This window comes from Mesorhizobium sp. M1A.F.Ca.IN.022.06.1.1 (assembly GCF_003952605.1).
Classification (GTDB): Bacteria; Pseudomonadota; Alphaproteobacteria; order Rhizobiales; family Rhizobiaceae; genus Mesorhizobium.
On sequence record NZ_CP034455.1, the window covers coordinates 5,680,347 to 5,706,958 of the forward strand.

The window sequence follows — 26,612 nt, forward strand, 5'->3', positions numbered from 1 at the left end:
CAAACGCAAACGTGTCGCATCTCTACAACACTGCTTCGCTGTTCCGCGCCCGGTACGCTCCCCCGAGGACCGCCGGCGCAGCAAATTGGCGGTCCCGCTTCGCCTTCCTCGAATCAATATTCGGGCACTCCCCGACCGAGGCAAATTGCGCCAGAGCACGTCCAGCCTTTCGCTGGAAACAGACACACGCGCATGCAACCGACGCGAGCACTCACGGCGTGAGTGGCTATCCTAATAAATTTGTATGAACTATTTCTCTACTCCAAAAGTTAGAGACCCGCCGGATATACGGTAATAGCGCCTTGCAATATTGATTAATTATGCGGCGCCCTCCCGCATGATACGCTTTGGGACTGTCTCTGATCTGTCGCAGGCGCGCTTTCGCGCGCCGCGGAATCGCGGGGGGTTGCCGTGCTGCAAACGCTCGTCAAGCTGAGTCTCGAATTTCGGCATCTGGTCCTAGCAGCCGCGCTACTCTTGGTAGCGGCGGGTGCCGTTCTGCTTCCCAAAGCCAAAACCGATGCTCTTCCCGAGTTCGGGGCGCCGGTCGTGGAGGTGCAGACCGAGGCGCTCGGCTTGTCGACAGGCGAAGTGGAAAGCCTGGTGACCATCAATCTCGAAGAGATTCTGACCGCGACGCCGTTCCTCAAATCAATTCATTCCAAGTCGGTGCCGGGGATGGCTTCGGTGTTGCTCACCTTCGAGCCCGACATGGATCCGATGAAAGCCCGACAAATGGTGCAGGAGCGTCTTACGATGGCTTGGGCCCTGCCCAATGTCTCGAAGCCGCCCACCATGCTGCAGCCGAAGTCGGCGGCAGGCCGCGCCATGATCGTCGGACTGTCGTCCAAGACCGTGTCGCTGATCGACATGTCGGTGCTGGCCCGGTGGACGATGACGCCGAAGCTGCTCAGCGTGCCGGGCGTCGCCAACGTCGCGATCTGGGGCCAGCGCGCTCGCCAGCTTCAGGTGCAAATCGAACCTCAGCGCCTCGAATCGGCAGGCGTCTCGCTCGATGAAGCCGTAGAGAGCGCCGGGGATTCGCTCTGGGTCTCGCCGCTCAGTTATCTGGAAGCGTCAGTACTCGGAAGCGGAGGCTGGATCGACACGCCGAACCAGAGGCTCGGCATCCAGCATGTGCAACCGATCAGCAAGGCCAGCGACCTGACGAAGGTTGCTGTCCCGTCTTCCGCGCTCAGGCTAGGAGACGTGGCCGAGGTCGTCGAAGGCCATCCGCCGCTGATCGGCGATGCGATGATCAACGGACAGCCTGGCCTCATCCTCGTCGTCGAGAAGCTTCCCAACGTCGACACCAAAGCGGTCGTAGCGGGGGTCGAAGCTGCGCTCGCGGAGTTGAGCCAAGGCATGCCGGGCATCGACATCGACGCCTCCCTCTACCGCGCCTCCGACTATGTCGACAGCGCCTTGGCCAATCTGGTCCGGATGGTGATCGCCGCCATGGTGGTCGTGTCCGTAGCCCTCTTCCTGTCCTTGACGCCGGTCGGCACGGCGAGCGTCGCCGTCGTCGCGATCGTCCTGTCGTATGTCGCGGCACTTGTCGCTCTCTATTTCAGCAGCCCGATCTTCAACCTGATCCACCTGGCCGGCCTCGCGGCCGCGCTTTCCCTCGTGGTCGACACTGCGGTAGTGGCTGCCGAGGCCCTCGGGCGACGCCTTCGTGCCGGTGGCGGCCGTCCGCTCGCCGCGCCTCTATTCGATGCGATCGGCGAAATCGGCAAGCCAATGATCTATGCAGCGGTGATCGGTCTGCTGGCGGTCGCTCCGATACTCGGACTCGACGGCGAAACCGCGGCATTCTTCCGGCCGCTGGCTCAGGCCTATGGCGTCACGGTGGCCGCTGCCATGGTCGTCGTGCTCTTGGCGGCGCCCGCCCTCGCGATGGTTTTTTTCCGTTCGGGCAGCGCAGCAGGAAACAGGTCCGAACCTGTGGTGGCGCGGCTGTTCGGTGCGGCCTATGGGCGGCTGCTGGGGAGGTTCTCGGCGACGACCGGTCCTGCCTATGCGATCGTGGGTCTCGGAGTGTTGGCGCTACTCGCGGCGACGCCCGCCCTGAAGTGGTCGCCGTCGCCGTCCTTTGACGAAGGCACCGTCCGCGTTTCGTTCAAGGCCGCGCCGGGTGCATCCTTGCCCGCCATGATCCGCACGATGGCGCGACTGGAATCCGAAGTCCGCGCAATCGATGGAGTCAGCTCTGTCGCTGGCCATCTCGGCAGGGCCATCACGGGCGACCAGGTCACCGGCATCGAATCCGGGCAGCTCTGGATTGGGCTCGACGAGCGGGGGAACCGAGCCGCCGCACTGTCGCAAATTCGCGACACGATGGAAGGCTTCGCGGACCTCGAGGTGAAGGTTGAAGGCTATCTGGCCAGTACGGCCGGGCGGATCTTCGCCGACGCCGGCGAACCAGTGGTGGTCCGCATCGAAGGGGCCGAGACGGCCGTGCTTGAAGAGCAGGCAAAGCTCGTCGCGGCGAGAATCGCCGCCGTTGACGGCATCAACTCCGTACGCATCGACAAGAACGCTTTCTCGCCCGAAATCGAGGTCAAGGTCGACGTTGCGGAGGCTGCCGCACGTGGACTGAAACCGGGAGACATCCGGCGCGCGGCAGCGACGGTCTTCGCCGGGCTCGAGGTTGGCAATCTGTTCGAGCAGCAAAAGGTCTTCGAAGTGGTCGTTTGGGGGGCTCCCAACGCACGAAGCAGCATCGCCGACGTCGAGAATCTTCTGATCGAAACGCCTGATCGCCCGCATACACGCCTTGGCGATATCGCCGAGGTGCGGATGGTGCCGCAGTTGAGCACCATCGAGCGTGACGGCGTCACGCGCAGCATGGACGTTCACGCCAGCGTCGCAGGCCGCAGCGTCACGGCAGTGGCGGAAGACGTGGCGGCAGAGCTCAAGAAGGTGCAGCTCCCCTTCGAATACCATGCCTACGTTCGGGGCGAGTATGCCGAGAGCCGTGCAGCCATGCTGCAGGTGACGCTCTTCGCAGCGTCGGCGGCAGTGCTGATCTTCTTCCTGCTGCAGGCGGCGCTGCAAAGCTGGCGACTGGCGACCGGCATGTTCCTTTCGCTGGTGGCAGTGTCGGGTGGCGTCGCGGCGATCCTCGTGGCGGTAACGGGCACCGTTTCGGTTGGGGCGCTTGCCGGACTTCTCGCCGTCCTCGGGCTTGCACTCCGCAACGGTCTGGTTCTGGCCAGCCGCGTCGATCAGACCGGGGAGGATGACGAATCCTGGCCGGACCGTGTCGCGGCGGCCGCGCGCGAGCGCTTTGCGCCTATGCTGACGAGCACGCTGGTCACCTGCCTCGCCTTCCTTCCCGCAGTGGTCATGGGCAGCGCCGCCGGTCTGGAGATTTTGCATCCAATGGGATGGGTCGTGATCGCAGGCGCAGTCATTTCAGTCCTGATCAATCTGTTCGTCCTACCGGCCATGATGCTCCATTCCGGCCCGGTTTCACGACGCCTTGGAGGAGTTGCACATGCTTCGCAATAGGCTTTTTCTTAAGTCATCCCTCGTCGCCGGTGTGGCTTTCGTCGTGGTTGCCACGGGACCCCTCGCGGTCGCGGAGTCGCCCGCAGGCGCGCCTGCCAAGCTGGTAGAGGTCGCAGGTTCGCCATTTCCACGCGTGGTTCTGACCGAACAGGCTGCCAAACGACTGAGCATCCAGACCGAAGCGCTGCGGGAGGAGACGGCCAAGCGGTGGATGATGATGAACGCCCAGGTCGAGATTGCGAGCGGTGAACCGTCGGTGAATGCAATTACGGAGACGGCTTCCATCGCGCCGGCCGGTGAAAGCGGCCAAGCACGGCAATCCCTGATCAAGGTGCCTGTGGACGCGGCGAGCCAGATGTTGATCGCGGTTGTCGACGACGAGGATGACGAGGACGAGACCGGCGACCACGACGAGTTTGCCGAGATTTTCGGCGTCGCCAACCCGGCGGACGAGGATAAGGACGGTCTAGTGGTCGTGCTGCTGACCGGCCAAGGCCGCTCCGGTAAATATTACACGGCGCGGCCGGTGGCGGTGAAGGACCGGGACGACGGGCGGTTCTTTGAATTCCTCGAGGCAAGCAGCGGCGTCAAGCCAGGCGATCATGCGTTCGTGGCGATGAAGGCGCCGGAGAGCGGCAGCATGGCGAAGATCGTGCCCTACTCGTCGGTTGTCTATGACGAGCACGGGGACAGCTGGCTCTACTCCAATCCGGAGCCGCTCGTCTTCGTCCGCCAAAAAGTGGCTGTCGAGCGCGTCCTTGGCGACATAGCAGTGCTGTCGGACGGACCAGCGCGCGGCACGCCGGTCGTGTCGGTCGGCGCGGTCGAGCTGATGGGGGTTGAATTGAAGTTTGGCGGCCACTGAGCGGGCGTGAAAGACATTCCGTCGCTTGCGAACGCCTGAGTTAGCCGGCGTCCAATCATCCGAACAAAGGACAGGGCCATGTTCCGCTGGATCATCGGCACGAATCTGAAATACCGGTATCTGGTACTGGCCGCGGCAGCGCTGATGGTGCTGCTGGGTCTGGACGTGTTCCGCAAGATGCCCGTGGACGTCTTCCCCGAATTCTCCCCGCCGCTGGTGGAGATTCAGACCGAGGGTATCGGCATGTCGACCGCCGAGGTCGAGGAGCTGATCACCATTCCCCTCGAGGATGCACTGCGCGGCACACCGGAACTCGACGTCATCCGCTCGAAGAGCGTGATGTCGCTGTCCTCCATTGTCATGATCTTCAAGCGGGGAACCGACATCATGCACGCCCGGCAGCTCGTCCAGGAGCGAGTGCAGCTTGCGTCGGCCAGACTGCCGTTCGGCTCGAGCCCGCCCGTCATGCTGCAGCCCTTGTCGTCGACCAGCAGGACCATGAAGATCGGCCTTTCGTCGAAGGAGCTCACTCAGCTCGACCTGTCGATGACCGCCTATTGGAAGATTCGCTTCCGCCTGCTGCGCGTGCCCGGCGTCGCCAACGTGGCGATGTGGGGCGAAAAGCTCAAACAGCTGCAGATCCAGGTCGATCCCGCACGCATGCTGAAACACGGCGTGACGCTGAACGAGGTCATGGAGGCTTCGGCCGATGCGCTGGACTTCGGCCTGCTGCCGATGTCGAGCTCAGCCAAGAGCCAGACCGTAGGCTTCATCGACACCGACAACCAGCGATTGTATGTCGGCGCCGACATAGCGTCCAGCGTGAAGCTGGAGGACGTCAAGAGAATTCCGGTCGAGTCAAAAGCCGGCGAGCGACTGGTACTGGCGGACTTTGCCGACGTCACCTGGGGGGAACCGCTGCCGATCGGCGACGCTGTGATCAATGACGGTCCCGGCATGATGCTGATCGTCGAGAAGTTCCCGTGGGCGAATACGCTGGAGGTCACGCGCGGCGTCGAGGCCGCCTTCGCCGAAATGAGGGACGGCCTCAAGGGCATCGACGTCGACCTGCAGATCTTCCGCCCGGCGACGTTCATCGAGCTCTCGATCCATAATCTGACAATGGCCTTGCTGGTGGGATCGGTCCTGGTGGTCTGCGTTCTCGGCGCCTTCCTTTTCGAGTGGCGGGTGGCGCTCATCAGCCTGCTGGCGATTCCGCTCTCCCTGGTCGCGGCGGGACTTGTTCTCTACTGGCTCGGAACGACCATCAACACGATGGTGCTGGCCGGCTTCGTCGTGGCGGTGGGATCGGTGGTGGACGACGCTATCATCGACGTTGAAAACATCACGCGGCGATTGCGCGAGAATCGCCGCAGCGGCGCTGGCAAATCGGTGGCATCAGTTATCCTGGAAGCATCGCTCGAGATCCGCAGCCCGATCGTCGCCGCGACCCTCATCATCGTCATCTCGGTCGTCCCTGTGTTCTTCATGGGTGGTCTGTCGGGCACTTTCTTCGTACCGCTGGCGACGTCCTATTCCATCGCGCTCCTCGCTTCGATGGCCGTGGCGCTGACGGTGACGCCGGCACTCTGCCTTATCCTGCTTCAAGGAGCGCCGATCGAGCGCGTCTCGCCGCTTGTCGGGCGGTTGCAGCGAGGCTATGCCGCCATGCTGTCGCGGATCATCGCGGCTCCTCGCACGATCTTTGGGATCACCGCGTTCGTCGTGGTCGCGGGATTGGGCGTTTGGCCGCTGCTCGGAACCTCGCTCCTGCCCTCCTTCAAGGAACGTGACTTCCTCATGCACTGGCTGACGCCGCCCGGGACATCGCATGCAGAGATGTACCGGATGACGGTGGCTGCCAGCAAAGAACTGAGATCCATTCCCGGGGTGCGCAACTTCGGCGCTCACATCGGCCGGGCGCTGGTGGCCGACGAGGTGGTGGGCATCGACTTCACGGAGAACTGGATCAGCGTCGATCCGAAGGTCGATTATGACGAGACCCTGAAAGCGGTTCAGGACACGGTCGGCGGCTATCCCGGTATCTATCGCGACGTCCAGACCTACCTTCGCGAGCGCGTGAAGGAAGTGCTCACCGGGTCGGGCGAGTCGATAGTGGTTCGGATTTTCGGGCCTGACGCGGCGATGTTGCGCGAGCAGGCGGTGAGGGTCCGCGACGCCCTGACCGGCATCGAGGGCCTGATTGACCTACACGAGGAGCCGCAGAAGACGGTACCGCAAATTCAGGTCACCGTGGATATCGCCAAGGCGGCTTCCAGGGGTCTCAAGCCCGGCGATGTTCGTCGCGCTGCTGCCGTGATCTTCGCCGGTCACGAGGTGAGCGACGTTCATCGCATCGGCAAGGTGTATGACGTCATGGTATGGTCGACGCCCAAATCGCGGCGCGGCCTTGACGACGTACAGAACGTTCTCCTGGATACCCCCGACGGCGGTCAGGTCCGCCTCGGCGACGTTGCCGAAGTCAAGATTGCCCCGGTGGCCAGCACCATAAAACGTGAGAACGCCTCGCGCCGCCATGACGTGCATGCCAACGTGCGCGACCGCGACCTGGGCTCGGTCGTCCATGAGGTTGAGGAGCGCCTGGCCAAGTTCGAGTTTCCGCTCGGCTATCATGCCCAGCTGCTGGGCGAGGCGGCGGAACGCAGGGCTGCGCAAAGCAGGCTCGTCTATGCCTCTGTCGTCGCCGCGGTCGTAATCTTCATGCTGCTGCAGGCCTCCTTGAGAAGCTGGAGGCTCGCTGCCCTGGTTTTCCTGTCACTGCCGGCCGCTATGGTCGGCGGGGTCATCGCCGCGTATCTGGGCGACGGCATCATCTCGCTAGGCGGCCTCGTGGGGTTCCTGACGGTGTTGGGCATCGCGGCCCGCAACGGGGTGCTTCTGATCCACCATTTCCTGCATCTGGAGCGCGAGGAGGGCGAGCCCTTCGGACCGGAACTTGTCCTGCGCGGCGCGCGTGAACGCCTTTCGCCCATTCTCATGACGACGCTGGCGACCGGTCTTGCGCTCGTCCCCCTGGTTGTCACCGGCAACATTCCCGGGCAGGAAATCGAACATCCGATGGCCATCATCATTCTGGGCGGGCTGATCACGTCAACGCTTCTGAACCTCTTCGTCGTGCCTGCCATCTATCTCAGACTCGGTTCGCTGCAGGCGCGATCGCCGGCGCGGACCACAGGTCTCGGCCTGGAACCATCTCCCCTTTGATACAAGGCCCGAGACCTAGAGCAGAACGTTCGTGACTCTACCGCATCCAATCCACCGGCTATACCGTTGGCGATCTCGATCGCGCAGCGAAACAGCATGACAACTTACAAAACTCGGAGGACTTGAAGCAGCAAGGAACGCGTCCGTGATTTCGTCTTCACAAAGCGGGCAGGCCAACAGGGCTGGGCCTAGCCGGCGGGCCTAGGAAACGAAATACGGCACCGGCTATACGCTCCTGCCGCTATGATGGGGCACGCATCCATAAGTGAAGCAACGTCGCTAATTCCCGCGCGGTCTGGGTTTTGGTCCTGGAAGGCTTTCGCACGGATTTGCGGCCAATCTGGCCATTCGCGGATCTCTTAGCCAGAGAGTCTTCTTTCTTCTTTCTAGAATCTCGTTGCGGCCCACATCGACGGCCGATTGGCCTTTCGCGGCAAAGGCATAGTCGGCTCGGTTCGTGCGATAGTCTTCCTTTTGGATGGACATCTTTTTCCTCCCGGTCCGCGGCTCCCTCCACTAGCCTGGACGGAGAACACTAGCTGCCGATGCATGGCAGGAGTCTACAAATTGAGGATTGTATTAAAATGATACACTCCACCCGCTCGTCTCACGGGCGCCGCTCAGCATTACCCTGAACCGGCCCGTATGCCGCGCCTATTCGTCGCTATCCTCTCGTCGCTTTCGGAATGCTGTTCCGGACCGCATCGTCCGCTTGCGCTTCAACGTGCGCTTGGCAGCCTTGGTCATAGCCGTGGAAAGTCTTGTGCAGTTGCCAGGGCGGCAACAAGGCCGGGTTGTCCGTGCAAGGTGGTCTCGCCACAGCACCCGGCTCCCAGGCGGGCAAGGAGGGCGACTTATGCTATACGTTGCGTTCTTGGTCGGATACGAGCCGATGGATCAGGAAAGACTTCTGGCCGCAGTCCTCCTAGCTGATGTCGTGGGCAGCACGCCGCTCTATGAGCGCATCGGCGATGATGCAGCTCTGCAGCAGATCTCGGATTGCCTCGACGCGATACGCGAGATCGTCGCCCGGCACGGCGGTGACTTCATTTACTCGAAGGGCGATGACGTGCTCAGCCTGTTCGACAGTTCGGAGGCGGCGCTGAGGGCCGTCTTCCAAATCAGCAGCGAACTGACGAAAGGGCCGTTGCACGCCCGGATCGGATTGCATTTCGGGGCGGTCATTCGCGCGCGGGGCGCGGTATTCGGAGACGTTATCAATGTCACCGCAAGGTTGTCCACCACGGCCAACCCCGGGGAGGTGCTGATCAGCCAGAGCTTCTTCGAAGCCCTTTGCGCGGATAGCCGCAGTGCCCTGCGGCTCCTCGACAAAATGGCTTTCAAGGGAAAGCAAGAACTCTTCGATGTCTATACCCTGGGGAGCGAGGATCGGGCCCTCAGTACGCAAATCGTCAGCCGGGGCACGGTTATCGAGAGACGCTCCGCCCCGCCGCGGCAGATCAATCTGGTCATCCGCTATGGAGATCAGTTGCGATCCTGCCGAAACAACGAGTTGGTGACGATCGGCCGATCCCCGGAATGCAACATCGTCATCCAGCGGCCCTGGGTCTCAAGGCACCACGCGACCTTCACCATTTCGAATGGCAAGGCCGTGCTTATCGAGCGAAGCTCGTCGGGCACCTTTGTGTCGATGGGACCCGACCATGAGGTATTCGTGCGCCGCGAAGATATTCTTCTCTTCGGCTCCGGCGTCATCTCGCCTGGACGGAGATCGTCCCTCGGCGACGCCGAAATCCTTCACTACGAAATTATCTCAGACTGACCCGGCCGGGCTTGACCGTTGCCGCATGCTGCCGGATCCAGCGCCGCGCGCTTGTAGAATCGGAAGTTTATTCAGTGAAATTCAATGGCGATTGGCTCCCCGGGCCGGATTCGAACCAGCGACCAACCGGTTAACAGCCGGTTGCTCTACCACTGAGCTACCGGGGAACGGAGGCTCTGACGTGAGTGGCGCAGCCTATAGCAAACACCTTTCGGCTTTGCAAAGCAGCAATTCGCAATTTTTCTGCAGTTTTTCGTGCGGCGATTTGTGGCATCGTCTCGGCGTGCCCACATATGAGCGGCTTGACACCGGCATGGAACAATGCGGCTGGTCGTCCTTTGGTATTTATGACATCGGCCGCGCAGATGGGATCTGGCTTTGAATGACGGCAACTGACGACGATAACCCACCGGCGCGCAAGATCACGGTCTTCGGCCGCGACTTCTCCATGCCGCGCTCGCGGGGATTGCGGATCGCGATCGGCGTGCTGCTCACAATCGGCGGGATTCTGGGCTTTCTGCCGATTCTCGGTTTCTGGATGGTTCCGATCGGCCTGCTGGTCCTGTCCTACGAATTCGCATTGGTGCGTCGTCACAGGCGCCGCTTCGTCGTCTGGTGGGAACGCCGCCGCCGGCCGGATTGAGCGCTTTGCAGGTAGAAGGTCCGGCAGGTGCCGGCGACGCCATCGGGATCGGCCGCAAGCAATCGGCAACCACTGCCTTCGATGACGGATGGGAAAGCATCGGGAATGACTTGCCGGTGCTTGACGACCTTTCACCGCCAACATATTGAGTTGCCCCGGAACGCCGGGAGCATGGAAGGCCTCGTGGCGGAGTGGTTACGCAGAGGACTGCAAATCCTTGCACCCCGGTTCGATTCCGGGCGAGGCCTCCAATGCCCGGGCTCCGGCGCTGTCGCGCCGGGGCGCTAGGTTCCGGTCGAATTGGCCCGCGTCATTTGCCTGGAAATCGGATCGGGCGCGGGCAGCGAATTGGGCGCGGGAAGCGGGTTGGTTGGGACATGAACGCTGATTTCTCCGAACGCCGCGTGAAGATGGTCGATGGCCAGATCCGCACCACCGATGTGACCAGCGCGCCGCTGATCGAAGCGATGCTTTCCGTGCCGCGCGAGGCTTTTGTCGGCGCCGGGCAGCGGGACCTAGCCTATATCGACGAGGACATCCGCATCACCGATGGCGTCAGTGGCGGCGGTGCCCGCTATCTGATGGAACCGTCACCGCTCGCCAAGCTTTTGCAACTGGCCGAAATCAGCGACACCGATTCGGTGCTCGATGTCGGCTGCGGCACCGGCTATTCGGCCGCGCTGCTTTCCCGAATCGCAAAATCGGTGGTTGCGCTCGAAAGCGACCCGGCGCTTGCCGAAGCCGCGAAGTCGACCCTTTCGGCACTGAATTGCCAGAACACCACAGTAGTGACCGGGCCGTTACCGGAGGGTCATGCCGCCGCGGCGCCCTATGACGTAATCTTCATCGGCGGCAGCGTCGAGGAGGTGCCCGCGGCATTGCTCGGCCAACTCGCCGAGGACGGCCGGCTGGTTGTGGTCGAGGGGCAGGGCAACTCCGGCGTTGCGCGTCTTTTTGTCAAGGCCGGGGGGGTTGTAACCGGCAGACGCGCATTTAATGCGGCAATTAAGCCACTACCGGGGTTCGAACGTGCTCATGCGTTCGAATTTTGAGCGGTTTTGCCTTGCAGCGAAGGCGCTGTCATGATCGCTTGCGCTTGAACAATCGTTGCTGATTTGCTTCACGTGCATTTTCGGGGGCTGTCAGCGGGGGACGATAAACACGCGGCGCTAGCTGATCCGGAAGGAAAAGGTGCGCGGCGTGGTTCCCATGCAAACGAATGAGGGATAATACGTGCCGCCCCTACACAAGACTTTTCTATCAGCCATACTTGTTTCGGCGACCGCGCTTTCGCCGCTGGCAGCATCCGCCGAAACCATCACCGGCGCGCTCGCCAAAGCCTATCAATACAATTCCCAGCTGAATTCCGCCCGCGCGGGCACCCGTGTCACCGACGAGGGCGTGGCCATCGCCAAGTCCGGCTACCGCCCGACGATCAGGGGATCGGCTAGCATCGACTACACGAGCAGCCGCAACAACAACCTTGGTCAAACCTTAAATATCACTACGGGCAATTTCGGGGTTGAGATCGACCAGACGCTGTTCGACGGCTTTCAAACCAAGAACAATGTCGCCGCCGCCGAAGCGCAGGTCAGGGCCTCGCAAGAAAGTCTCCGCAACACCGAAGAGAACATCCTGTTCAACGCGGCAAGCGCCTACATGGATGTGATCCGCGATCGCCAGATCGCGGTCCTGACCGCACAGAACCTGCAATTCCTGACCGAGCAGGCGCGCGCCGCGCGGTCGCGCTTCGAGGTCGGAGAGGGCACCCGCACCGACGTCGCACAGGCCGATGCCTCGCGGGCGACCGCGGTGGCGCAACTCGCCAGCGCTCGCGCGACGGCGCTGGCAAGCGCTGCGACCTACCACCAGATCATCGGCGACGAGCCGGGCAAGCTCAGGGCTGCCGCGCCGGTTGGAAAGCTGCTGCCGGGAAGCCTCGATTCGGCCTTCGCCATCGCCGCCGCGGAGCATCCGGCCATCCTTGCCACCGAGCATCTCGTCGACGCCGCGGCCTTTTCGGTTAAGTCGGCCGAAGGGGCGCTATTGCCGCAACTTTCCGCCAGTGCCGGGATTTCGAGCCAGTATCGCAACACCTCGCCCGGCGTTTTTGCATCGGCGGGTTCCGAAGGAACGACCAATTCGGCCAATATCGGTGCAACGCTTACCGTGCCGATCTATTCGGGCGGGCGCACCTCTGCGCTGGTCCGCCAATCGAAGGAATCGCTCAGCCAGGCCCGCATCGAGGTCGACGTCAGTCGCGACCAGGTGCGCCAGGCCGTGGCTTCGGCGTGGACGCAATACACCGCCGCGCGCGAAAGCGTGGATGCCAACAGGCAGGTGATCGCCGCCGCGCAACTGGCGCTCAACGGCGTCATCGAGGAACGCAATGTCGGCCAGCGCACCACGCTCGACGTGCTCAACGCGCAGAACGCCGTCATCACCGCCAAGATCAACCAGGCGAGCTCCGAGCGCGATGTCGTCGTGGCGAGCTACGCCATCCTGTCGGCGATCGGCCGCCTGTCCGCCGGCCAACTCGGCCTGGCGGTCACGAAATACAACCCGGAAGAGCACTACAACGCCGTCAAGGACAAGTGGATCGGGCTGCGCACGCCGGACGGCCGCTGAACCTTTGGCATTTCCAGAAGCGCCGCGTGTCCAATGGATGCGCGGCGCTTTTGCATTGGAACCAGACGGTCGGCTGCCGGCGGCGTAGCGAGCTAATCTGTTGAAATCCAACGTCTCCTCAGATTGGGGATTCTCGGATGACGATCGGTCGGTTACGCTGTTCGCATTGATTCGAATTCCGGTCTTGCCGGAATGGAAATCTTGAACAAGTCACAAAGGCGGCGGATGTGACGATGGCGACAGCGAGCAGCGCGCAGCGAGAACCTTCCATGGAAGAGATACTTGCTTCCATCCGAAGGATCATCGAGGACAGCGATACCGGCCGCAAGCAACCGGCGGCGGACAACGGTGACGTTCGCCAGGACCTCCGGCCGACGCCGGCGGCGCAGACGGCCGACCTTGATGCCTTCCGTTCCGAGCTCAACGTCGGATCCGCTCCCAGCAAGCCGGTGAGTCTGGCGGAAATACAGGCCCAGCTTGCGGCGTCCGATCCGACGATCGCCGAGACGAGCCCTGAACCGGTGAAGACCGCGCCTGCTCCCTCCACCCTGGCGGAAGTCGGGGCCAGGGTAGCCGCGGAGCCGGACACCCCGGCGGTTGCGGGGAGCGCGGCGAGCGTGCCGCAAAGTGCCGATACCATCGTCGCCGATTGGCGGCGCGAGATCGCCGCCGTTGGCGGAAGTTCCGTCAAGGCGAAGGTAGCAACTCCGGAAGTGGCGCCCGAAGTCGAGATCGACGAGGAGGATCTTGCGGCGCCAACGGCCGAAACCGCGGCGCCTGGCAACGTTCCGGCGCCATCCTCGTCCGACCTGCCGCCAGCCCGGCCGGCAATCCTGTCCGAGCATGCGGGCCGTCAGGTCGCGGCGGCCTTCGGCGAGCTTTCCGATGCCTTCGCCAGCCGCAGCAAGAAGAGCTTCGACGAGATGGCCGAGGAGATGCTGCGACCGATGCTGCAGGACTGGCTCGACAACAACCTGCCGACACTGGTCGAACGGCTGGTGCGCGAGGAAATCGAGCGCGTGGCGCGCGGCGCGCAGTGATTTCGTCTGAGCTTTCAGTGTAAAAGGGGCCGCCGTCGGGCGGTGCTTTTTATTTCCGCGAAAATGCGGCCGCGCGATTTGTCTTGCGATGAGTAATGGGCTTGCCGCTGATCGCCGCAAGCCTATCTGGGCAAGGCGGGCTCATCCTTCTCGCGGTTGACTCGGCCAAGAGCTTCCGATTTACACCGGACGCTTGTTCCCGACAGTTCGGACTTCCTCCATGCTTGATAAAACCTACGACGCCAAGACCGTCGAGCCGAAGATCGCCAAAATCTGGGAAGAGGCCGATGCGTTCCGCGCCGGCGCCGGCGCGGAGGAAGGGGCGGAAGCCTTCACCATCGTCATCCCGCCGCCGAACGTTACGGGCTCGCTGCATATGGGGCACGCGCTCAACAACACGCTGCAGGATATCCTGGTGCGGTTCGAGCGCATGCGTGGCAAGAATGTGCTGTGGCAGCCGGGCATGGATCATGCCGGCATCGCCACGCAGATGGTGGTCGAGCGGCAGCTGATGGAGAGGCAGATCCATCGCCGCGACCTGTCGCGCGAGGAGTTCATCGAAAAGGTCTGGGAGTGGAAAGCCGAATCCGGCGGCGCCATCTTCAATCAACTGAGGCGGCTCGGTGCCTCGGCCGACTGGAGCCGAGAGCGCTTCACTATGGACGAGGGTCTGTCCAAGGCGGTGCTGGAGGTGTTCGTCACCCTCTACAAACAGGGGCTGATCTACAAGGACAAGCGCCTTGTGAACTGGGATCCGAAGCTGTTGACGGCTATTTCCGACCTCGAGGTCGAACAGCATGAGGTCAACGGCAATCTCTGGCATTTCCGCTACCCGGTCGAAGGCCTCGCGTTCGATCCCGAGAATCCGAAGACGTTCATCACCGTCGCCACGACACGCCCGGAAACCATGCTGGGCGACACGGCGGTGGCGGTTCACCCCGACGACGAGCGGTTTCGCGACCTGGTCGGCGGGAACGTCATCCTGCCGATCGTCGGCCGCAGGATACCGGTTGTTGCGGATGAGTATTCGGATCCGGAAAAGGGTTCCGGCGCGGTCAAGATCACCCCGGCGCATGACTTCAACGACTTTGAGGTCGGCAAGCGCCACAAGCTGCCGGCGATCAACATCCTGACCGTCGAAGCCTACATCAAGCTCAAGGATAACGAGGAGTTCCTTGCAGGTCTTGAAGTGACGCCGCAGCGCCAGGCCGTCTGGGATGAGCTCGACGGGCTGGATCGCTTCGTGGCGCGCAAGAAGATCGTCGAGCTGATGGAAGCGGGCGGCTTCCTGGAAAAGGTCGAGCCGCATCGCCACACCGTGCCGCATGGCGATCGCGGCGGCGTGCCGATCGAGCCGTTCCTCACCGACCAGTGGTACGTCAACGCGGCGGAGCTCGCCAAGCCGGCCATTGCCTCTGTGCGCGAGGGCCGCACGAACTTCGTGCCGAAGAACTGGGAGAAGACCTATTACGACTGGATGGAGAACATCCAGCCCTGGTGCATCTCGCGGCAGCTGTGGTGGGGGCACCAGATTCCGGCCTGGTACGGACCGGACGGACGCGTCTTCGTCGAGAAGACCGAAGAGGAGGCGCTGGCTGCGGCGGTCGAATATTATTTGGCGCTGGAAGGCCCGTGGAAGGCCTGGGTCGAGGACAAGCTTGAAAATTTCAAGCCGGGCGAGATCCTGACGCGCGACGAGGACGTTCTCGACACCTGGTTCTCCTCGGCGCTGTGGCCGTTCTCGACGCTCGGGTGGCCTGACCAGACGCCGGAGCTGAAGACCTACTACCAGACCGACGTGCTGGTGACCGGCTTCGACATCATCTTCTTCTGGGTGGCCCGGATGATGATGATGGGCCTGCATTTCATGAACGAGGAGCCGTTTCACACGGTCTATGTTCATGCGCTGGTGCGCGACAAGAACGGGCAGAAGATGTCGAAGTCGAAAGGCAACGTCATCGACCCGCTCGACCTGATCGACGAGTATGGCGCCGACGCGCTGCGCTTCACCTTGACGGTGATGGCGGCGCAGGGGCGCGACGTGAAGCTCGACCCGGCGCGTATCGCCGGATACCGCAATTTCGGGACCAAGCTCTGGAACGCCACGCGCTTCGCCGAAATGAACGAGGTCGCCAGGAACGACGATTTCTGGCTGCACGACGCCAAGCTCGCGGTCAACCGCTGGATCCTGACCGAGCTGACGCGGGCGGCGCGGGCGATCACGGAGGGCATCACCATCTACCGCTTCAACGAGGCGGCCGGCGCCGCCTATCGCTTCGTCTGGAACTTGTTCTGCGACTGGTATCTCGAACTGCTCAAGCCGGTGTTCATGGGCACGGACGAGGCGGCCAAGGCGGAGAGCCGGGCCTGTGTCGCCTTCGTGCTGGACGAGATCTACAAGCTGCTGCACCCGATGATGCCGTTCATGACCGAGGAGCTGTGGGCGCAGACCGCGGGCGAGGGGAAGGTACGCACCTCCCTGCTTTGCCACGCCGCCTGGCCCGCGCCCGATTTCGAGGATGACGAGGCTGCCGCCGACATCAACTGGCTGGTCGAGCTCGTCTCCGGTATTCGCTCGGTGCGCTCGGAAATGAACGTCCCGCCGGCGGCGATCGCGCCGCTGACGGTGATCGGCGCCAATGCCCTTACGCAGGAAAGGCTGGAGCGCCACGCCCAGGCCATTAAGCGGCTGGCGCGCGTCGGCGACATCGCGCTGGTCGATGCGCCGCCGAAAGGCTCGGCCCAGATTGTTCTCGACGAAGCGACCGTGTGTTTGCCGCTCGGCAGCCTGATCGACCTTCAGGCCGAAGCAACGCGGCTGCAGAAGGAACTGGCCAAGGTGACCGAGGAGATCGCGCGCCTGCACAAGAAGCTTTCCAACGAGAAGTTCGTCGCCAACGCGCCGCAGGAGGTGGTCGAGGCAGAGCGCGAAAAGCTCGCCGAATATCGCGAGGCGCAGGAGAAGCTTTCAGTCGCCTTGACCAGGGTCCGAGACGCCGGGTGAACGGCAAGATTCGGCTCCGCTGGAGGGCGCTTTACGAAGCGTCACTACACTCGGATACGGGCCTGCCGTTGGGTTAATTTTGACGTAAACGGAAAGTTTTGGCCTCATTGTTGCCGTAATGTAACAATGGGGGCCCAGTCCGATCAAAATGGCCCGTTTTTGAGCTGTTTCGGACCGTTTTTGCAATTTTTGCTCTCAGTCCGATGCCGAGTGGGCCGCTTTTAAGGCTCAATGGGCGGTCGATGACCATGGCGAAAATACGAGCTGTCAAGGTGTACATGTACAGCTCACGAATTCGTTGTTGCGCCGTTAACCTGAATTGGTTCTAGCTTGCCCCACTTCGTGTTTCGGGAGAGATTTCCATGAACGTTTTGCGGCTCAAAGCACTGCTGGGGGCAGGGTGCTTTTCGCTGGCTTTGATCGGATCGGCGATGCACCCGGCGCATGCCGGCGGCATCGAGCGCGGCGGCTATGACATCGACCTGCTGTTCGATCCGGCGCCGTTCGCGACGGAAGCGGAAGCAACTTATGTAATGCCCAACCGCAAGCTCAAGAACGCGGTGGATACCGACCCGAGCGACGGCAATGTGACCGCGCTTGGCAGTACTGCGAAGGACAGCGAGGACTATTGGGTGCCGCGCATCGGCGTCAAGGCACAGCTTGTCCCTGGCGTCGACTGCATGGTCGACTATTCGCAGCCGTGGGGAGCGCATACCGCTCCGGGCCTCTGGGCTGGTGCCCAATCCAACATGGAAACCGACATCAAGAGCAACAACTACGCGGGTACGTGCTCTTACAAGATGGACGTCGGTAAGGGCCAGCTTCGCTTCATTGGCGGCGTCTTTTACCAGGAAGTCTATGGCTTCAAAGAGAGCTTGGTGTCGCCACTGGTTCCCGATTTCCAGGGCACCGGCCGTGTTGATCTGGATAGCAGCGGCTGGGGTTGGCGCGCCGGTATCGCTTACGAAATTCCGGAAATCGCCCTACGCGCCAGCCTCGTCTACAATTCCAAGGTCAAGCTCGACAATATCTCGGGTACGCTTGACCTGACCAATCTCGGGCAGGGCACCACAGCAATCTATGCCCCCACGCAATACATGCCGGATACGGTGGAATTGAAGTTGCAATCGGGCATTGCACCCGGTTGGCTGGCCTTCGGCTCGATCAAGTGGGTCAACTGGAGCCTACTGCAGAGCATTCCGATCTGTTCGCAAGCCTCGCAGGGACTTGCCGCCTGCACCACTGTTTCGCCGTTTCCGATCCGGCTGACGTCTCTTGACCTTATGTATCGCGACGGCTGGACAATTTCTGGGGGTATCGGTCACAAGTTCAACGATCAGTGGGCCGCGGCCGGCCAACTGACCTGGGACCGTGGCACCTCCCACGGCTACGGCTCGCAGACCGACACCTGGACCCTTGGCGGCGGCGTTGCCTATACCCCGAAGCCGAACATCGAGATTCGCCTGGCAGGTGCTATCGGCGTCATGACGAGCGGTCACTCCGGTACGTTGACCGATGAGAATGGCTATGTGGCCGGTACGGACGTCAGCTACGACTTCGGCAACGATCTGGTCACAGCGATCTCGGGTGGCATAAAGATCAAGTTCTAAGTCGCTCCCGCAATTCCGCGAAGAAGGCCGGGCACCGCCGGGTCAGACTGCTGACAAACCCCTGGCGTTTGCCGGGGGTTTTTGATTCACTGGGTCATGTTGAAGCGACCCGCCCCTGAACAGACCGCGCTTGAGATGGTGACGTTGGATCAGCTGGTTCCGGCCGATCATCTGTTGCGCGGTCAGAAGCCGCTGAAGCAGAAAGAGCGCAAGCCGCCGGTCAAGCAGACCAAGGTCTCGCGCGCCGATCCGGAGGCCGGCTACATGGTGCGCGAGGGCAAGCCCAAGGGCTTCTTCTATCTCGATCACCGCACGGTGGACGGTCGTTGCGGCATTGACATCCGCTCCCGCCACCAATTTCCCAAGCGCAATCAATCTGCAAAACAAAACCCCGCCGAAAATCGACGGGGTTCGTCAGCAGTCTGAGGCCGGGCACCGCCCGGCCTTTCTCTATCGGGCAATCAACGGCCTGGGCTGGTTGGCCGATCCTGTGTTGCAAATTAGCTGCACAGCCGGCGCTTCAGACGATTGTGACGTTTCAGCAACAGTTTATGAACAACCCCGAAGCTAAAAGGCTAGCCGAGGGAACTGCCCATTTCCCGCCATAAACCCGGAGCAACTCGAATAGATCTCGGGATGCGTGCCAGGTTGGCTCGGCGATGGGACCGGCCGCGGGGTGTGCGGCAAGGACGACGATGGACGCCAAGGCAATCTCCAAGGCCAAGCTGCCCAGCCGCTACGTGACCGAAGGTCCGGCGCGCGCACCACATCGTTCATACCTTTACGCCATGGGACTGTCGGCGGCCGAGATCGCGCAGCCGCTGGTCGGCGTCGCCAGCTGCTGGAACGAGGCCGCTCCCTGCAACATCTCCCTGATGCGCCAGGCGCAGGTGGTGAAGAAGGGCGTCGCGGCCGCCAATGGCACGCCGCGCGAATTCTGCACCATCACCGTCACGGACGGTATCGCCATGGGCCACCAGGGCATGAAGTCGTCCCTGGTGTCGCGCGAGGTGATCGCCGATTCAGTCGAGCTCACCATGCGCGGCCATTGCTATGACGCGCTGGTCGGGCTTGCCGGCTGCGACAAATCGCTGCCCGGCATGATGATGGCGATGGTGCGGCTCAACGTGCCGTCGATCTTCATTTATGGCGGTTCGATTCTGCCCGGCAGCTACCGCGGAAGGCAGATCACCGTGCAGGATGTGTTCGAGGCGGTCGGGCAGCATTCGGTCGGCACGATCTCCGATGCCGAGCTGCTCGAGATCGAGCAGGCAGCCTGTCCGTCGGCAGGGTCGTGCGGCGCCCAGTTCACCGCCAACACCATGGCGACGGTCGCCGAGGCGATCGGGCTGGCCTTGCCCTATTCCTGCGGCGCGCCTGCGCCCTACGAAATGCGCGACCGGTTCAATTTCGCCTCCGGCGAAAAGGTCATGGAGCTGATCGCGAAAAACATCCGGCCGCGCGACATCGTTACCCGCAAGGCGTTGGAGAATGCTGCGACGGTCGTGTCGGCCACCGGCGGCTCGACCAATGCGGCGCTGCATCTGCCGGCGATCGCGCATGAGGCGGGTCTCAAGTTCGACCTCTTCGACGTGGCGGCGATCTTCGAAAAGACGCCCTATATCGCCGACCTCAAGCCCGGCGGCAAATATGTCGCCAAGGACATGTTCGAGGCCGGCGGCATTCCGCTCTTGATGAAGACGCTGCTCGACCACGGCTATCTGCATGGCGACTGCATGACGGTCACTGGCCGCACTTTGGCCGAAAACATGGAGCACGTTGCCTGGAATGAGAGCCAGGAAGTTGTGCGTCCCGCCAATCGGCCAATCACCAAGACAGGCGGCGTTGTGGGCTTGAAGGGCAACCTCGCCCCCGAAGGCGCGATCGTGAAGATCGCCGGCATGTCGGAGCTGAAATTCTCAGGCCCGGCGCGCTGCTTCGATTCGGAAGAGGAGTGCTTCGAAGCGGTCACGCAGCGCAATTACCGGGAGGGCGAGGTCCTCGTCATCCGCTACGAGGGGCCGCGCGGCGGTCCGGGCATGCGCGAGATGCTGTCGACGACGGCAGCGCTCTACGGCCAGGGCATGGGCGGCAAAGTGGCGCTGATCACCGACGGGCGTTTTTCCGGTGCTACACGTGGTTTCTGCATCGGCCATGTCGGGCCGGAGGCGGCGGTCGGCGGGCCGATCGGGCTCATCAAGAATGGCGACGTGATCTCTATCGACGCCGTGAGTGGCACGATCGAGGTGGCGCTGTCGGATGCCGAGCTGGCGGCCCGGGCAAAGAAATGGAAGGCGCGCAAGACCGACTATCAGTCCGGCGCGATCTGGAAATATGCGCAGACCGTAGGGTCGGCCCGCGACGGCGCGGTCACCCATCCGGGCGGTGCAAAAGAAACACACTGCTATGCGGACATTTGAGGTGTTGAGGTCATTTGTCTTGCCGGCACTGGTCGCGGTGGCGACCTTGGGCGCCGTCGGGCAGGTCATGGCCTTCGACGACAAGGTGTTCGACGACAAGACCGGGGTCAAGCCGCAGTCGAGCCCGTGGGCGGTGTTCCAGTTCGGCTTCTCCGCCTACAAGAACGGCCACAAGGATCAAGCGGTCGAGGCCTATAAATATGCCGCCGAGAACGGCCAGATCGGGGCCACCTGGAAACTTGCGCGCATGTATGCCCAGGGCGACGGCGTGGCCCGCGACGACTATGCGGCCTTCAAGTTCTTCTCGGAGATCGTCGACCAGGATGTCGAGCCCGGCTCGCCCGAGGAAAGCTATGTCTCCGACGCGCTTGTCGCGCTCGGCGACTATCTGCGCAAAGGTATCCCCGGCAGCCCGGTCGAGGAGAACGAGGTTGCGGCGCAGGAATACTACATGCGCGCCGCCGCCAACTACCGCAACCCGAACGCCCAGTTCGAGATCGGTCAGATGTTCCTCAAAGGCGAGGGCGGCGTGAAGGCCAGCGTCAAACAGGCTGGGCGCTGGCTGCAACTCGCGGCCGAAAAAGGCCATGCCGGTGCGCAGGCGACGCTCGGCAACCTGTTGTTCCAGAGCGGCAAGATCGTGCGCGGCCTGGCGATGATGACGGCTGCCTTGGAGCGTGCCCCGCCGGCGGATCAGCCCTGGATCCGCAGCATGCAGGAAGAGGCCTTCGCCGCGGCGGGCGAAGCCGACCGTCGCACGGCGATTTCGCTCGCCGACGACATCCTGACCAAGGGCAACAACGGCGACCAGTAGGCCGCAGCTTCGGCTTCAATTTTCGGTAGGTTCCGTCGGCGCCGTGATCGAGGTCGGGTGCAGTTTCGGCGCCTGATTCTCGCCGGGGCAGTCGTCCTGGACGAAGTCCAGGACGTGTTGTTGAGAACCATGTCGCAGCGGGCGAGGTGACTTTCGCCGGCAATGGTCAGGCAGGCCGTCTCACCGAGCTTGAACGATTTGCCGTTGGCAAGACACTCCGGGGCCGCGAGCGCCGGCGCGGCAAATGCCAGCGCAAGGCCGACCGGGCAAAGAACAAATCGGATCGCCATCGAACCCCGCAACAATCCCGCATCAGACACACGATTTGTGGCGACATCAGGGTTCGGCAAGAGTCCGCAAGCAGCGCCTTCAGGCCGGCTGCAAGCGCAGATCGATGGCCACCGGCACGTGGTCGGAAGGTTTTTCCCAGGCGCGGACGTGCTTTTCCACCGAGGCCGACGAGAAGCGGTTGGCGGCTTCGGGAGACAGCAATAGATGGTCGATGCGGATGCCGTTGTTCTTCTGCCAGGCCCCGGCCTGATAGTCCCAGAAAGTATAGACATCGGGCGAATCGGTCACGGCGCGCACGGCTTCCGTGAACCCGAGATTCTTCAGGCGCCGGAAGGCCTGCCGCGTCTGAGGCTGGAATAGCGCGTCACTACGCCAGTTTTCGGGGAACCTGGCGTCGGCGGGCTCGGGGATGACGTTGTAGTCCCCGGCCAGCACCAGCGCTTCCTCGAGCCTCAGCCGCTCTTCCGCCCAGCGCTCTAGCCTCGCCATCCATGACAGCTTGTAGGAAAACTTCCGCTCGTCCTCGACTGGGTTGCCGTTTGGCAGATAGAGGGAGGCGACCCGCAGCGCGCCCTTATCGGTCGAGAAGACGCCTTCGATGAAGCGCGCGTGGTCGTCGGCATCGTCGCCAGGCAAACCGCGATTGACCTCGTCGAAGGGCAGCTTCGACAGGAGAGCGACGCCGTTGAAGCTCTTCTGCCCGTTGGTCTCGACATTATAGCCCAGCGCCTCGATCTCGGCGCGCGGGAACTGGTCGTCGACCGTCTTGATCTCCTGCAGGCACACGATGTCCGGCGCGCTCTCGGTCAGCCAGTGGGTGAGGTTGCCGATGCGGGCGCGAACGCCGTTGATGTTCCAGGTGACGATCTTCATGCGGACCTCAATGTTCTTCCGGCGCAAGGCGCTCGACGAGGCCGATCGTATTGCCTGCCGGATCCTTTAGAAAGGCCATCCATTCGCTTTCCCCCGCCGGACCGAACCGGCCCTCGGTGTCGCGATGGACCAGCGCCGGCGACGCGGTGAAAGGAACACCGGCGGCTTTCGCCTCAGCATGGAAGGCCTCGAGGCCGGCAATATCGAGATAGACGGTGCCGGGGGGCACGCCGTCGCCAAAAAACAGCCGCACGCCGCCCGCGATGATGAAGGCGATGCCCGGCGGATCGTAGCGCGCATGCACGCTCATGCCGAGCACATCGTGCCAGAAAGCCAGCGTTCTATCGAGATCGCGCCCGGCCGACAGCGCGACCTGACGGACCGCGCCGACCGTGGGCATGGCGGCCCGCTAGACGGAGAAGCTGGTGCCGCAGCCGCAGGAGGCGACGGCGTTCGGGTTTCGGATCTGGAAAGACTGACCCATAAGGTCATCGACGAAATCGATCACCGAGCCGCCCATATAGACCAGCGAGAGGTCGTCGATAAGGATCGTGGCGCCATCCTTCTCGATGGCTACGTCGTCGTCGTTGCGACTATCGACGAGATCGAACTTGTAGGAGAAGCCGGAGCAGCCGCCGCCTTCGACGGAAACGCGCAAGGCATTCTTGCCCGGCTCGCCGGCCAGAATCCTGGCGATCCGCTTCGCGGCCGCTTCGGTCATTTCGACCTTCATGGCAGTCTTGGCATCCGCGCCCATCGGCGTCACCTTGCTTTCGGTTTCCCATGATAGGTATGAAGCGGACGGGGGCAAGTCAACTGGTGGGCGAATGGGCAAGGATGCTCTCGGTGAGATCGGTTTCGGCTACCGGCCGCGCGCCGTTTACGCGAGCGATCCGGCGCGCTCGCGCGGCCGCCTGTTCGATGAGCCGGAAAGTCCGACCCGGACGCCATTCCAGCGTGACCGCGACCGCATCATCCATTCCACCGCCTTCCGCCGGCTGAAGCACAAGACGCAGGTGTTCATTGCGCATGAGGGCGATCACTACCGCACCCGGCTGACGCATTCGATCGAGGTGGCGCAGATTGCCCGCGCCCTGGCACGCGCGCTGCGCGGCGACGAGGATCTGGCGGAGGCAGTGGCCTTGGTGCACGATTTCGGTCACACGCCTTTCGGCCATACCGGCGAGGAGGCGCTGAACGAAAAGATGGCCGGCTGGGGCGGCTTCGACCATAACGCGCAGTCGTTGCGCGTCGTCACCCGGCTCGAGCGGCGCTACGCCGAGTTCGACGGGTTGAACCTCAGCTGGGAGACGCTGGAAGGGCTGGTCAAGCATAACGGGCCGCTTACCGATGCAAGCGGGAAGGGGCTCAAGGGCCCCGTGCCGCAGGCGATCCGCGACTATTCCGCACTGCACGACCTCGAGCTCGACCGCTTCGCCGGCATCGAGGCGCAGTGCGCCGCGATCGCCGACGATATCGCCTACAACACGCATGACATCGACGACGGCCTGCGTGCCGGCCTGCTGACGCTGGACATGCTGGAAGACATCGGCCTGCCGGGCTCGATCCTGAGTGGCGTGCGCGCCCGCTACCCACAACTCGACGACGTTCGCACCGGCCACGAGCTGATGCGGCGGCAGATCACGCTGATGGTGGAGGATGTTATTGCTGCCGCTACCGACAATATCGAGCGCCTCAAGCCGGACAGCGCCGATGCGGTGAGGGCCGCGGGTGAGACGATGGTCACCTTCTCGGCCGAAATGGCGGCAGCCGAAAAGGAGCTGAAGGCCTTTCTTTACAAGCATCTCTACCGGCATGCCGAAGTGATGCGCGTGCGGGCCGACGCCGAGCAGATCGTCCGCGACCTGTTCGATGTCTATTTCGCCGACCCGCGCGCCATGCCGGACGGCTGGCGCGAAGGGCTCGACAGGGCGCAGGATCGCATCAAGGCGCGCAGCGTCGCCGATTTCCTGGCCGGAATGACCGATACCTATGCGCTCAAGGAGCACAGGCGATTGTTTGACCATACGCCGGATTTGGGCTAGGGCGAGCCACGATTTTGTCGGCCAAGCAGCCGGTCCCTCTTAAAGCCCAGAGCATACCCGATGAATATCTTCGCCGATTTCAACGCGCGGATCGTAAGAGCCGTCGAAGCCCTTGATCTGAAGGACAAGGATGGCGGAGCGCTGGATCTGTCGCGCATCGCGGTCGAGCCGCCGCGCGACGCCAGTCATGGCGACCTTGCCACCAATGCGGCGATGGTGCTGGCAAAGCCCACCGGCCAGAACCCGCGCGCGCTGGCCGAGCAGCTGACCGCAGCGCTGCGCAGCGATGCCGACATCGCTTCCGCCGATGTTGCCGGCCCGGGCTTCGTCAATCTCCGGCTGAAGGACGGCTTCTGGCAGGCGCATTTGGCAGTGCTGCTCGGCGAGGGCCGCAACTATGGCCGCTCCAAAATCGGCGGCGGCCGCAAGGCCAACGTCGAGTATGTCTCGGCCAATCCGACCGGCCCGATGCATGTCGGCCATTGCCGGGGCGCCGTCGTCGGCGACACTTTAGCCAACCTGATGGCCTTCGCCGGCTACGATGTGACCAAGGAATATGTCATCAACGATGCCGGCTCGCAGATCGACGTGCTTGGACGCTCGACCATGCTGCGCTATCGCGAGGCGCTCGGCGAAGCAGTCGGCGAGATTCCGCCAGGCCTTTATCCAGGCGACTATCTGATACCCGTCGGGCAGGCGCTGGCCGAACAGTTCGGCCTCGGCCTGCTGGAGATGCCGGAAGACGAGGCGCTGGCGATCGTCAAGGATCGCACGGTCGACGCGATGATGGCGATGATCCGCGAGGATCTGGCGCTGCTCAACGTGCATCATGACGTGTTCTTCTCCGAACGCACGCTGCATGCCGACAACGCCAAGAAGATCCGCGCGGCAATCGCCGACCTGACGCTGAAGGGTCATATCTACAAGGGCAAGCTGCCGCCGCCCAAGGGCGAGAAGCCGGACGACTGGGAAGACCGCGAGCAGACGCTGTTCCGCTCGACCGCGGTCGGCGACGACATGGACCGGGCGCTGGTGAAGTCGGATGGCTCGTTCACCTATTTCGCCGCCGACGTCGCCTATCTCAAGGACAAGGTCGAGCGCGGCTTCGTCGATCTCATCTATGTACTCGGCGCCGACCATGGCGGTTACGTCAAGCGGCTCGAAGCGCTGGCGCGCGCGGTCGCCGGCGACACGGTCAAGCTCACGGTGCTGCTCTGCCAACTGGTGAAGCTGTTCCGCGACGGCGAGCCGGTCCGGATGTCGAAGCGGTCAGGGGATTTCGTCACGCTGCGCGACGTGGTGGAGGAGGTCGGCCGCGACCCGATCCGCTTCATGATGCTCTACCGCAAGAATGATGCGCCGCTCGATTTCGACTTCGCCAAGGTCACCGAGCAGTCCAAGGACAATCCGGTGTTCTACGTGCAATACGCTTCGGCGCGCTGCCACTCGGTGTTCCGGCAGGCGAGCGAGCAATTGGGCGAAGCGAATTTCGACCGCGACCGGCTTGTGGCCTCGGTTGCGTCGCTGACGGACGAGGGCGAAATCGGCCTGATCCGGAAACTGGCTGAATATCCACGGCTAATCGAATCCGCGGCGCTTGCGCTGGAGCCGCACCGGCTGGCATTCTACCTCTACGATCTGGCGTCGAGCTTCCACGCACACTGGAATCGGGGCACCGACAACCCAGACTTACGTTTTGTTAAGGTTAACGACCCACAATTGACGTATGCCAGACTGGGGCTGGTGCAGGCTGTTTTGGATGTTTTGACCTCCGGCCTGACGCTGATAGGAGCTGATGCGCCTACCGAAATGCGTTAGGTTTGACTAAAAAGCCTGTCACCTTTTGCCCACATTG

Annotated in this window: 18 protein-coding genes, 2 tRNA genes and 1 pseudogene; 17 read left to right on the forward strand and 4 right to left on the reverse strand. The window is 62.8% G+C overall.

Annotated elements, in window-relative coordinates:
- Positions 1-411 precede the first annotated feature (411 nt).
- The 4 genes from EJ078_RS26985 (at position 412) to EJ078_RS27000 (ending at position 9,389) form a co-directional block, all read left to right on the forward strand.
- Positions 412-3,516, forward strand: coding sequence for an efflux RND transporter permease subunit (locus EJ078_RS26985; protein WP_127403952.1), 3,105 nt, complete (start codon positions 412-414; stop codon positions 3,514-3,516).
- Positions 3,503-4,381, forward strand: coding sequence for a hypothetical protein (locus EJ078_RS26990; RefSeq protein WP_127214972.1), 879 nt, complete (start codon positions 3,503-3,505; stop codon positions 4,379-4,381). The genes EJ078_RS26985 and EJ078_RS26990 overlap by 14 nt, the downstream gene beginning before the upstream one ends.
- A 78-nt stretch (positions 4,382-4,459) precedes the next feature.
- Positions 4,460-7,606, forward strand: coding sequence for an efflux RND transporter permease subunit (locus EJ078_RS26995; RefSeq protein ID WP_127403951.1), 3,147 nt, complete (start codon positions 4,460-4,462; stop codon positions 7,604-7,606).
- 892 nt (positions 7,607-8,498) lie between these two features.
- Positions 8,499-9,389, forward strand: coding sequence for an FHA domain-containing protein (locus EJ078_RS27000; protein ID WP_164757357.1), 891 nt, complete (start codon positions 8,499-8,501; stop codon positions 9,387-9,389).
- Between the two features lie 92 nt (positions 9,390-9,481).
- Here EJ078_RS27000 and EJ078_RS27005 read toward each other — a convergent pair.
- A tRNA-Asn gene (locus EJ078_RS27005) sits at positions 9,482-9,556 on the reverse strand.
- Between the two features lie 14 nt (positions 9,557-9,570).
- Here EJ078_RS27005 and EJ078_RS27010 point away from each other — a divergent pair.
- The 11 genes and pseudogenes from EJ078_RS27010 (at position 9,571) to EJ078_RS27060 (ending at position 21,548) form a co-directional block, all read left to right on the forward strand.
- Positions 9,571-9,771, forward strand: coding sequence for a hypothetical protein (locus EJ078_RS27010; protein WP_127214986.1), 201 nt, complete (start codon positions 9,571-9,573; stop codon positions 9,769-9,771).
- On the forward strand, positions 9,772-10,032 hold the full coding sequence (locus EJ078_RS27015) for a hypothetical protein (protein WP_066999931.1): 261 nt from the start codon (positions 9,772-9,774) through the stop codon (positions 10,030-10,032).
- 177 nt (positions 10,033-10,209) lie between these two features.
- Positions 10,210-10,283 (forward strand) — tRNA-Cys (locus tag EJ078_RS27020).
- A gap of 126 nt (positions 10,284-10,409) precedes the next feature.
- Positions 10,410-11,084: a protein-L-isoaspartate O-methyltransferase gene (locus EJ078_RS27025; protein WP_127847180.1), complete on the forward strand. Its 675-nt coding sequence runs from the start codon at positions 10,410-10,412 to the stop codon at positions 11,082-11,084.
- 181 nt (positions 11,085-11,265) lie between these two features.
- Entirely contained in the window at positions 11,266-12,660 is a 1,395-nt protein-coding gene (locus tag EJ078_RS27030; protein ID WP_127214988.1) for a TolC family outer membrane protein, read from the forward strand.
- Between the two features lie 269 nt (positions 12,661-12,929).
- On the forward strand, positions 12,930-13,700 hold the full coding sequence (locus EJ078_RS27035) for a PopZ family protein (RefSeq protein ID WP_245458973.1): 771 nt from the start codon (positions 12,930-12,932) through the stop codon (positions 13,698-13,700).
- A gap of 220 nt (positions 13,701-13,920) precedes the next feature.
- Positions 13,921-16,704 carry a valine--tRNA ligase gene (locus EJ078_RS27040; protein WP_127404196.1) on the forward strand — a complete coding sequence of 928 codons (2,784 nt, stop codon included), beginning with the start codon at positions 13,921-13,923 and terminating at the stop codon, positions 16,702-16,704.
- Between the two features lie 362 nt (positions 16,705-17,066).
- Entirely contained in the window at positions 17,067-18,314 is a 1,248-nt protein-coding gene (locus EJ078_RS27045; RefSeq protein WP_127245645.1) for an OmpP1/FadL family transporter, read from the forward strand.
- Between the two features lie 180 nt (positions 18,315-18,494).
- A pseudogene (locus EJ078_RS27050) lies at positions 18,495-18,641 on the forward strand (IS5/IS1182 family transposase); the annotation flags it as partial.
- Positions 18,642-19,009: 368 nt separating this feature from the next.
- The gene (gene ilvD, locus EJ078_RS27055) at positions 19,010-20,734 is read left to right on the forward strand and encodes a dihydroxy-acid dehydratase (RefSeq protein ID WP_127403805.1); all 1,725 of its coding nucleotides are present in this window, start codon (positions 19,010-19,012) and stop codon (positions 20,732-20,734) included.
- Complete coding sequence (locus EJ078_RS27060) at positions 20,721-21,548, forward strand: tetratricopeptide repeat protein (RefSeq protein WP_066999951.1); 828 nt, start codon at positions 20,721-20,723, stop codon at positions 21,546-21,548. The genes ilvD and EJ078_RS27060 overlap by 14 nt, the downstream gene beginning before the upstream one ends.
- 369 nt (positions 21,549-21,917) lie before the next feature.
- Here EJ078_RS27060 and xth read toward each other — a convergent pair whose 3' ends face one another.
- Genes xth through erpA form a run of 3 tightly spaced genes read right to left on the reverse strand, consistent with a single transcriptional unit; the run spans position 21,918 to position 23,469 of the window.
- On the reverse strand, positions 21,918-22,712 hold the full coding sequence (gene xth, locus EJ078_RS27065; protein WP_095825616.1) for an exodeoxyribonuclease III: 795 nt from the start codon (positions 22,710-22,712) through the stop codon (positions 21,918-21,920).
- A gap of 7 nt (positions 22,713-22,719) precedes the next feature.
- A complete protein-coding gene (locus EJ078_RS27070; RefSeq protein WP_095778431.1) occupies positions 22,720-23,112 on the reverse strand; it encodes a VOC family protein in 393 nt (130 codons plus the stop codon).
- A 9-nt stretch (positions 23,113-23,121) separates the two neighbouring features.
- Positions 23,122-23,469 (reverse strand): iron-sulfur cluster insertion protein ErpA, encoded by a 348-nt coding sequence (gene erpA / locus EJ078_RS27075; protein WP_066999964.1) that lies wholly within the window; start codon positions 23,467-23,469, stop codon positions 23,122-23,124.
- Positions 23,470-23,539: 70 nt separating this feature from the next.
- On the opposite strand from erpA, the gene EJ078_RS27080 reads away from it, so the two are divergent.
- Positions 23,540-24,757: a deoxyguanosinetriphosphate triphosphohydrolase gene (locus EJ078_RS27080; protein ID WP_067329538.1), complete on the forward strand. Its 1,218-nt coding sequence runs from the start codon at positions 23,540-23,542 to the stop codon at positions 24,755-24,757.
- Between the two features lie 60 nt (positions 24,758-24,817).
- Positions 24,818-26,575, forward strand: a complete 1,758-nt coding sequence (gene argS, locus EJ078_RS27085; protein ID WP_127216626.1) for an arginine--tRNA ligase — start codon at positions 24,818-24,820, stop codon at positions 26,573-26,575.
- The last annotated feature ends 37 nt before the right edge of the window (positions 26,576-26,612 follow it).

Bases quoted from the DNA above. Each gene is read 5' to 3' on its own strand.
- EJ078_RS26990 (WP_127214972.1), top strand. From the start codon at position 3,503: ATGCTTCGCAATAGGCTTTTTCTTAAGTCATCCCTCGTCGCCGGTGTG.
- EJ078_RS26995 (WP_127403951.1), top strand. From the start codon at position 4,460: ATGTTCCGCTGGATCATCGGCACGAATCTGAAATACCGGTATCTGGTA.
- EJ078_RS27000 (WP_164757357.1), top strand. From the start codon at position 8,499: ATGGATCAGGAAAGACTTCTGGCCGCAGTCCTCCTAGCTGATGTCGTG.
- EJ078_RS27015 (WP_066999931.1), top strand. From the start codon at position 9,772: ATGACGGCAACTGACGACGATAACCCACCGGCGCGCAAGATCACGGTC.
- EJ078_RS27025 (WP_127847180.1), top strand. From the start codon at position 10,410: ATGAACGCTGATTTCTCCGAACGCCGCGTGAAGATGGTCGATGGCCAG.
- EJ078_RS27035 (WP_245458973.1), top strand. From the start codon at position 12,930: ATGGAAGAGATACTTGCTTCCATCCGAAGGATCATCGAGGACAGCGAT.
- EJ078_RS27040 (WP_127404196.1), top strand. From the start codon at position 13,921: ATGCTTGATAAAACCTACGACGCCAAGACCGTCGAGCCGAAGATCGCC.
- EJ078_RS27045 (WP_127245645.1), top strand. From the start codon at position 17,067: ATGAACGTTTTGCGGCTCAAAGCACTGCTGGGGGCAGGGTGCTTTTCG.
- ilvD (WP_127403805.1), top strand. From the start codon at position 19,010: ATGGACGCCAAGGCAATCTCCAAGGCCAAGCTGCCCAGCCGCTACGTG.
- EJ078_RS27060 (WP_066999951.1), top strand. From the start codon at position 20,721: ATGCGGACATTTGAGGTGTTGAGGTCATTTGTCTTGCCGGCACTGGTC.
- xth (WP_095825616.1), bottom strand. From the start codon at position 22,712: ATGAAGATCGTCACCTGGAACATCAACGGCGTTCGCGCCCGCATCGGC.
- EJ078_RS27070 (WP_095778431.1), bottom strand. From the start codon at position 23,112: ATGCCCACGGTCGGCGCGGTCCGTCAGGTCGCGCTGTCGGCCGGGCGC.
- erpA (WP_066999964.1), bottom strand. From the start codon at position 23,469: ATGGGCGCGGATGCCAAGACTGCCATGAAGGTCGAAATGACCGAAGCG.
- EJ078_RS27080 (WP_067329538.1), top strand. From the start codon at position 23,540: ATGGGCAAGGATGCTCTCGGTGAGATCGGTTTCGGCTACCGGCCGCGC.
- argS (WP_127216626.1), top strand. From the start codon at position 24,818: ATGAATATCTTCGCCGATTTCAACGCGCGGATCGTAAGAGCCGTCGAA.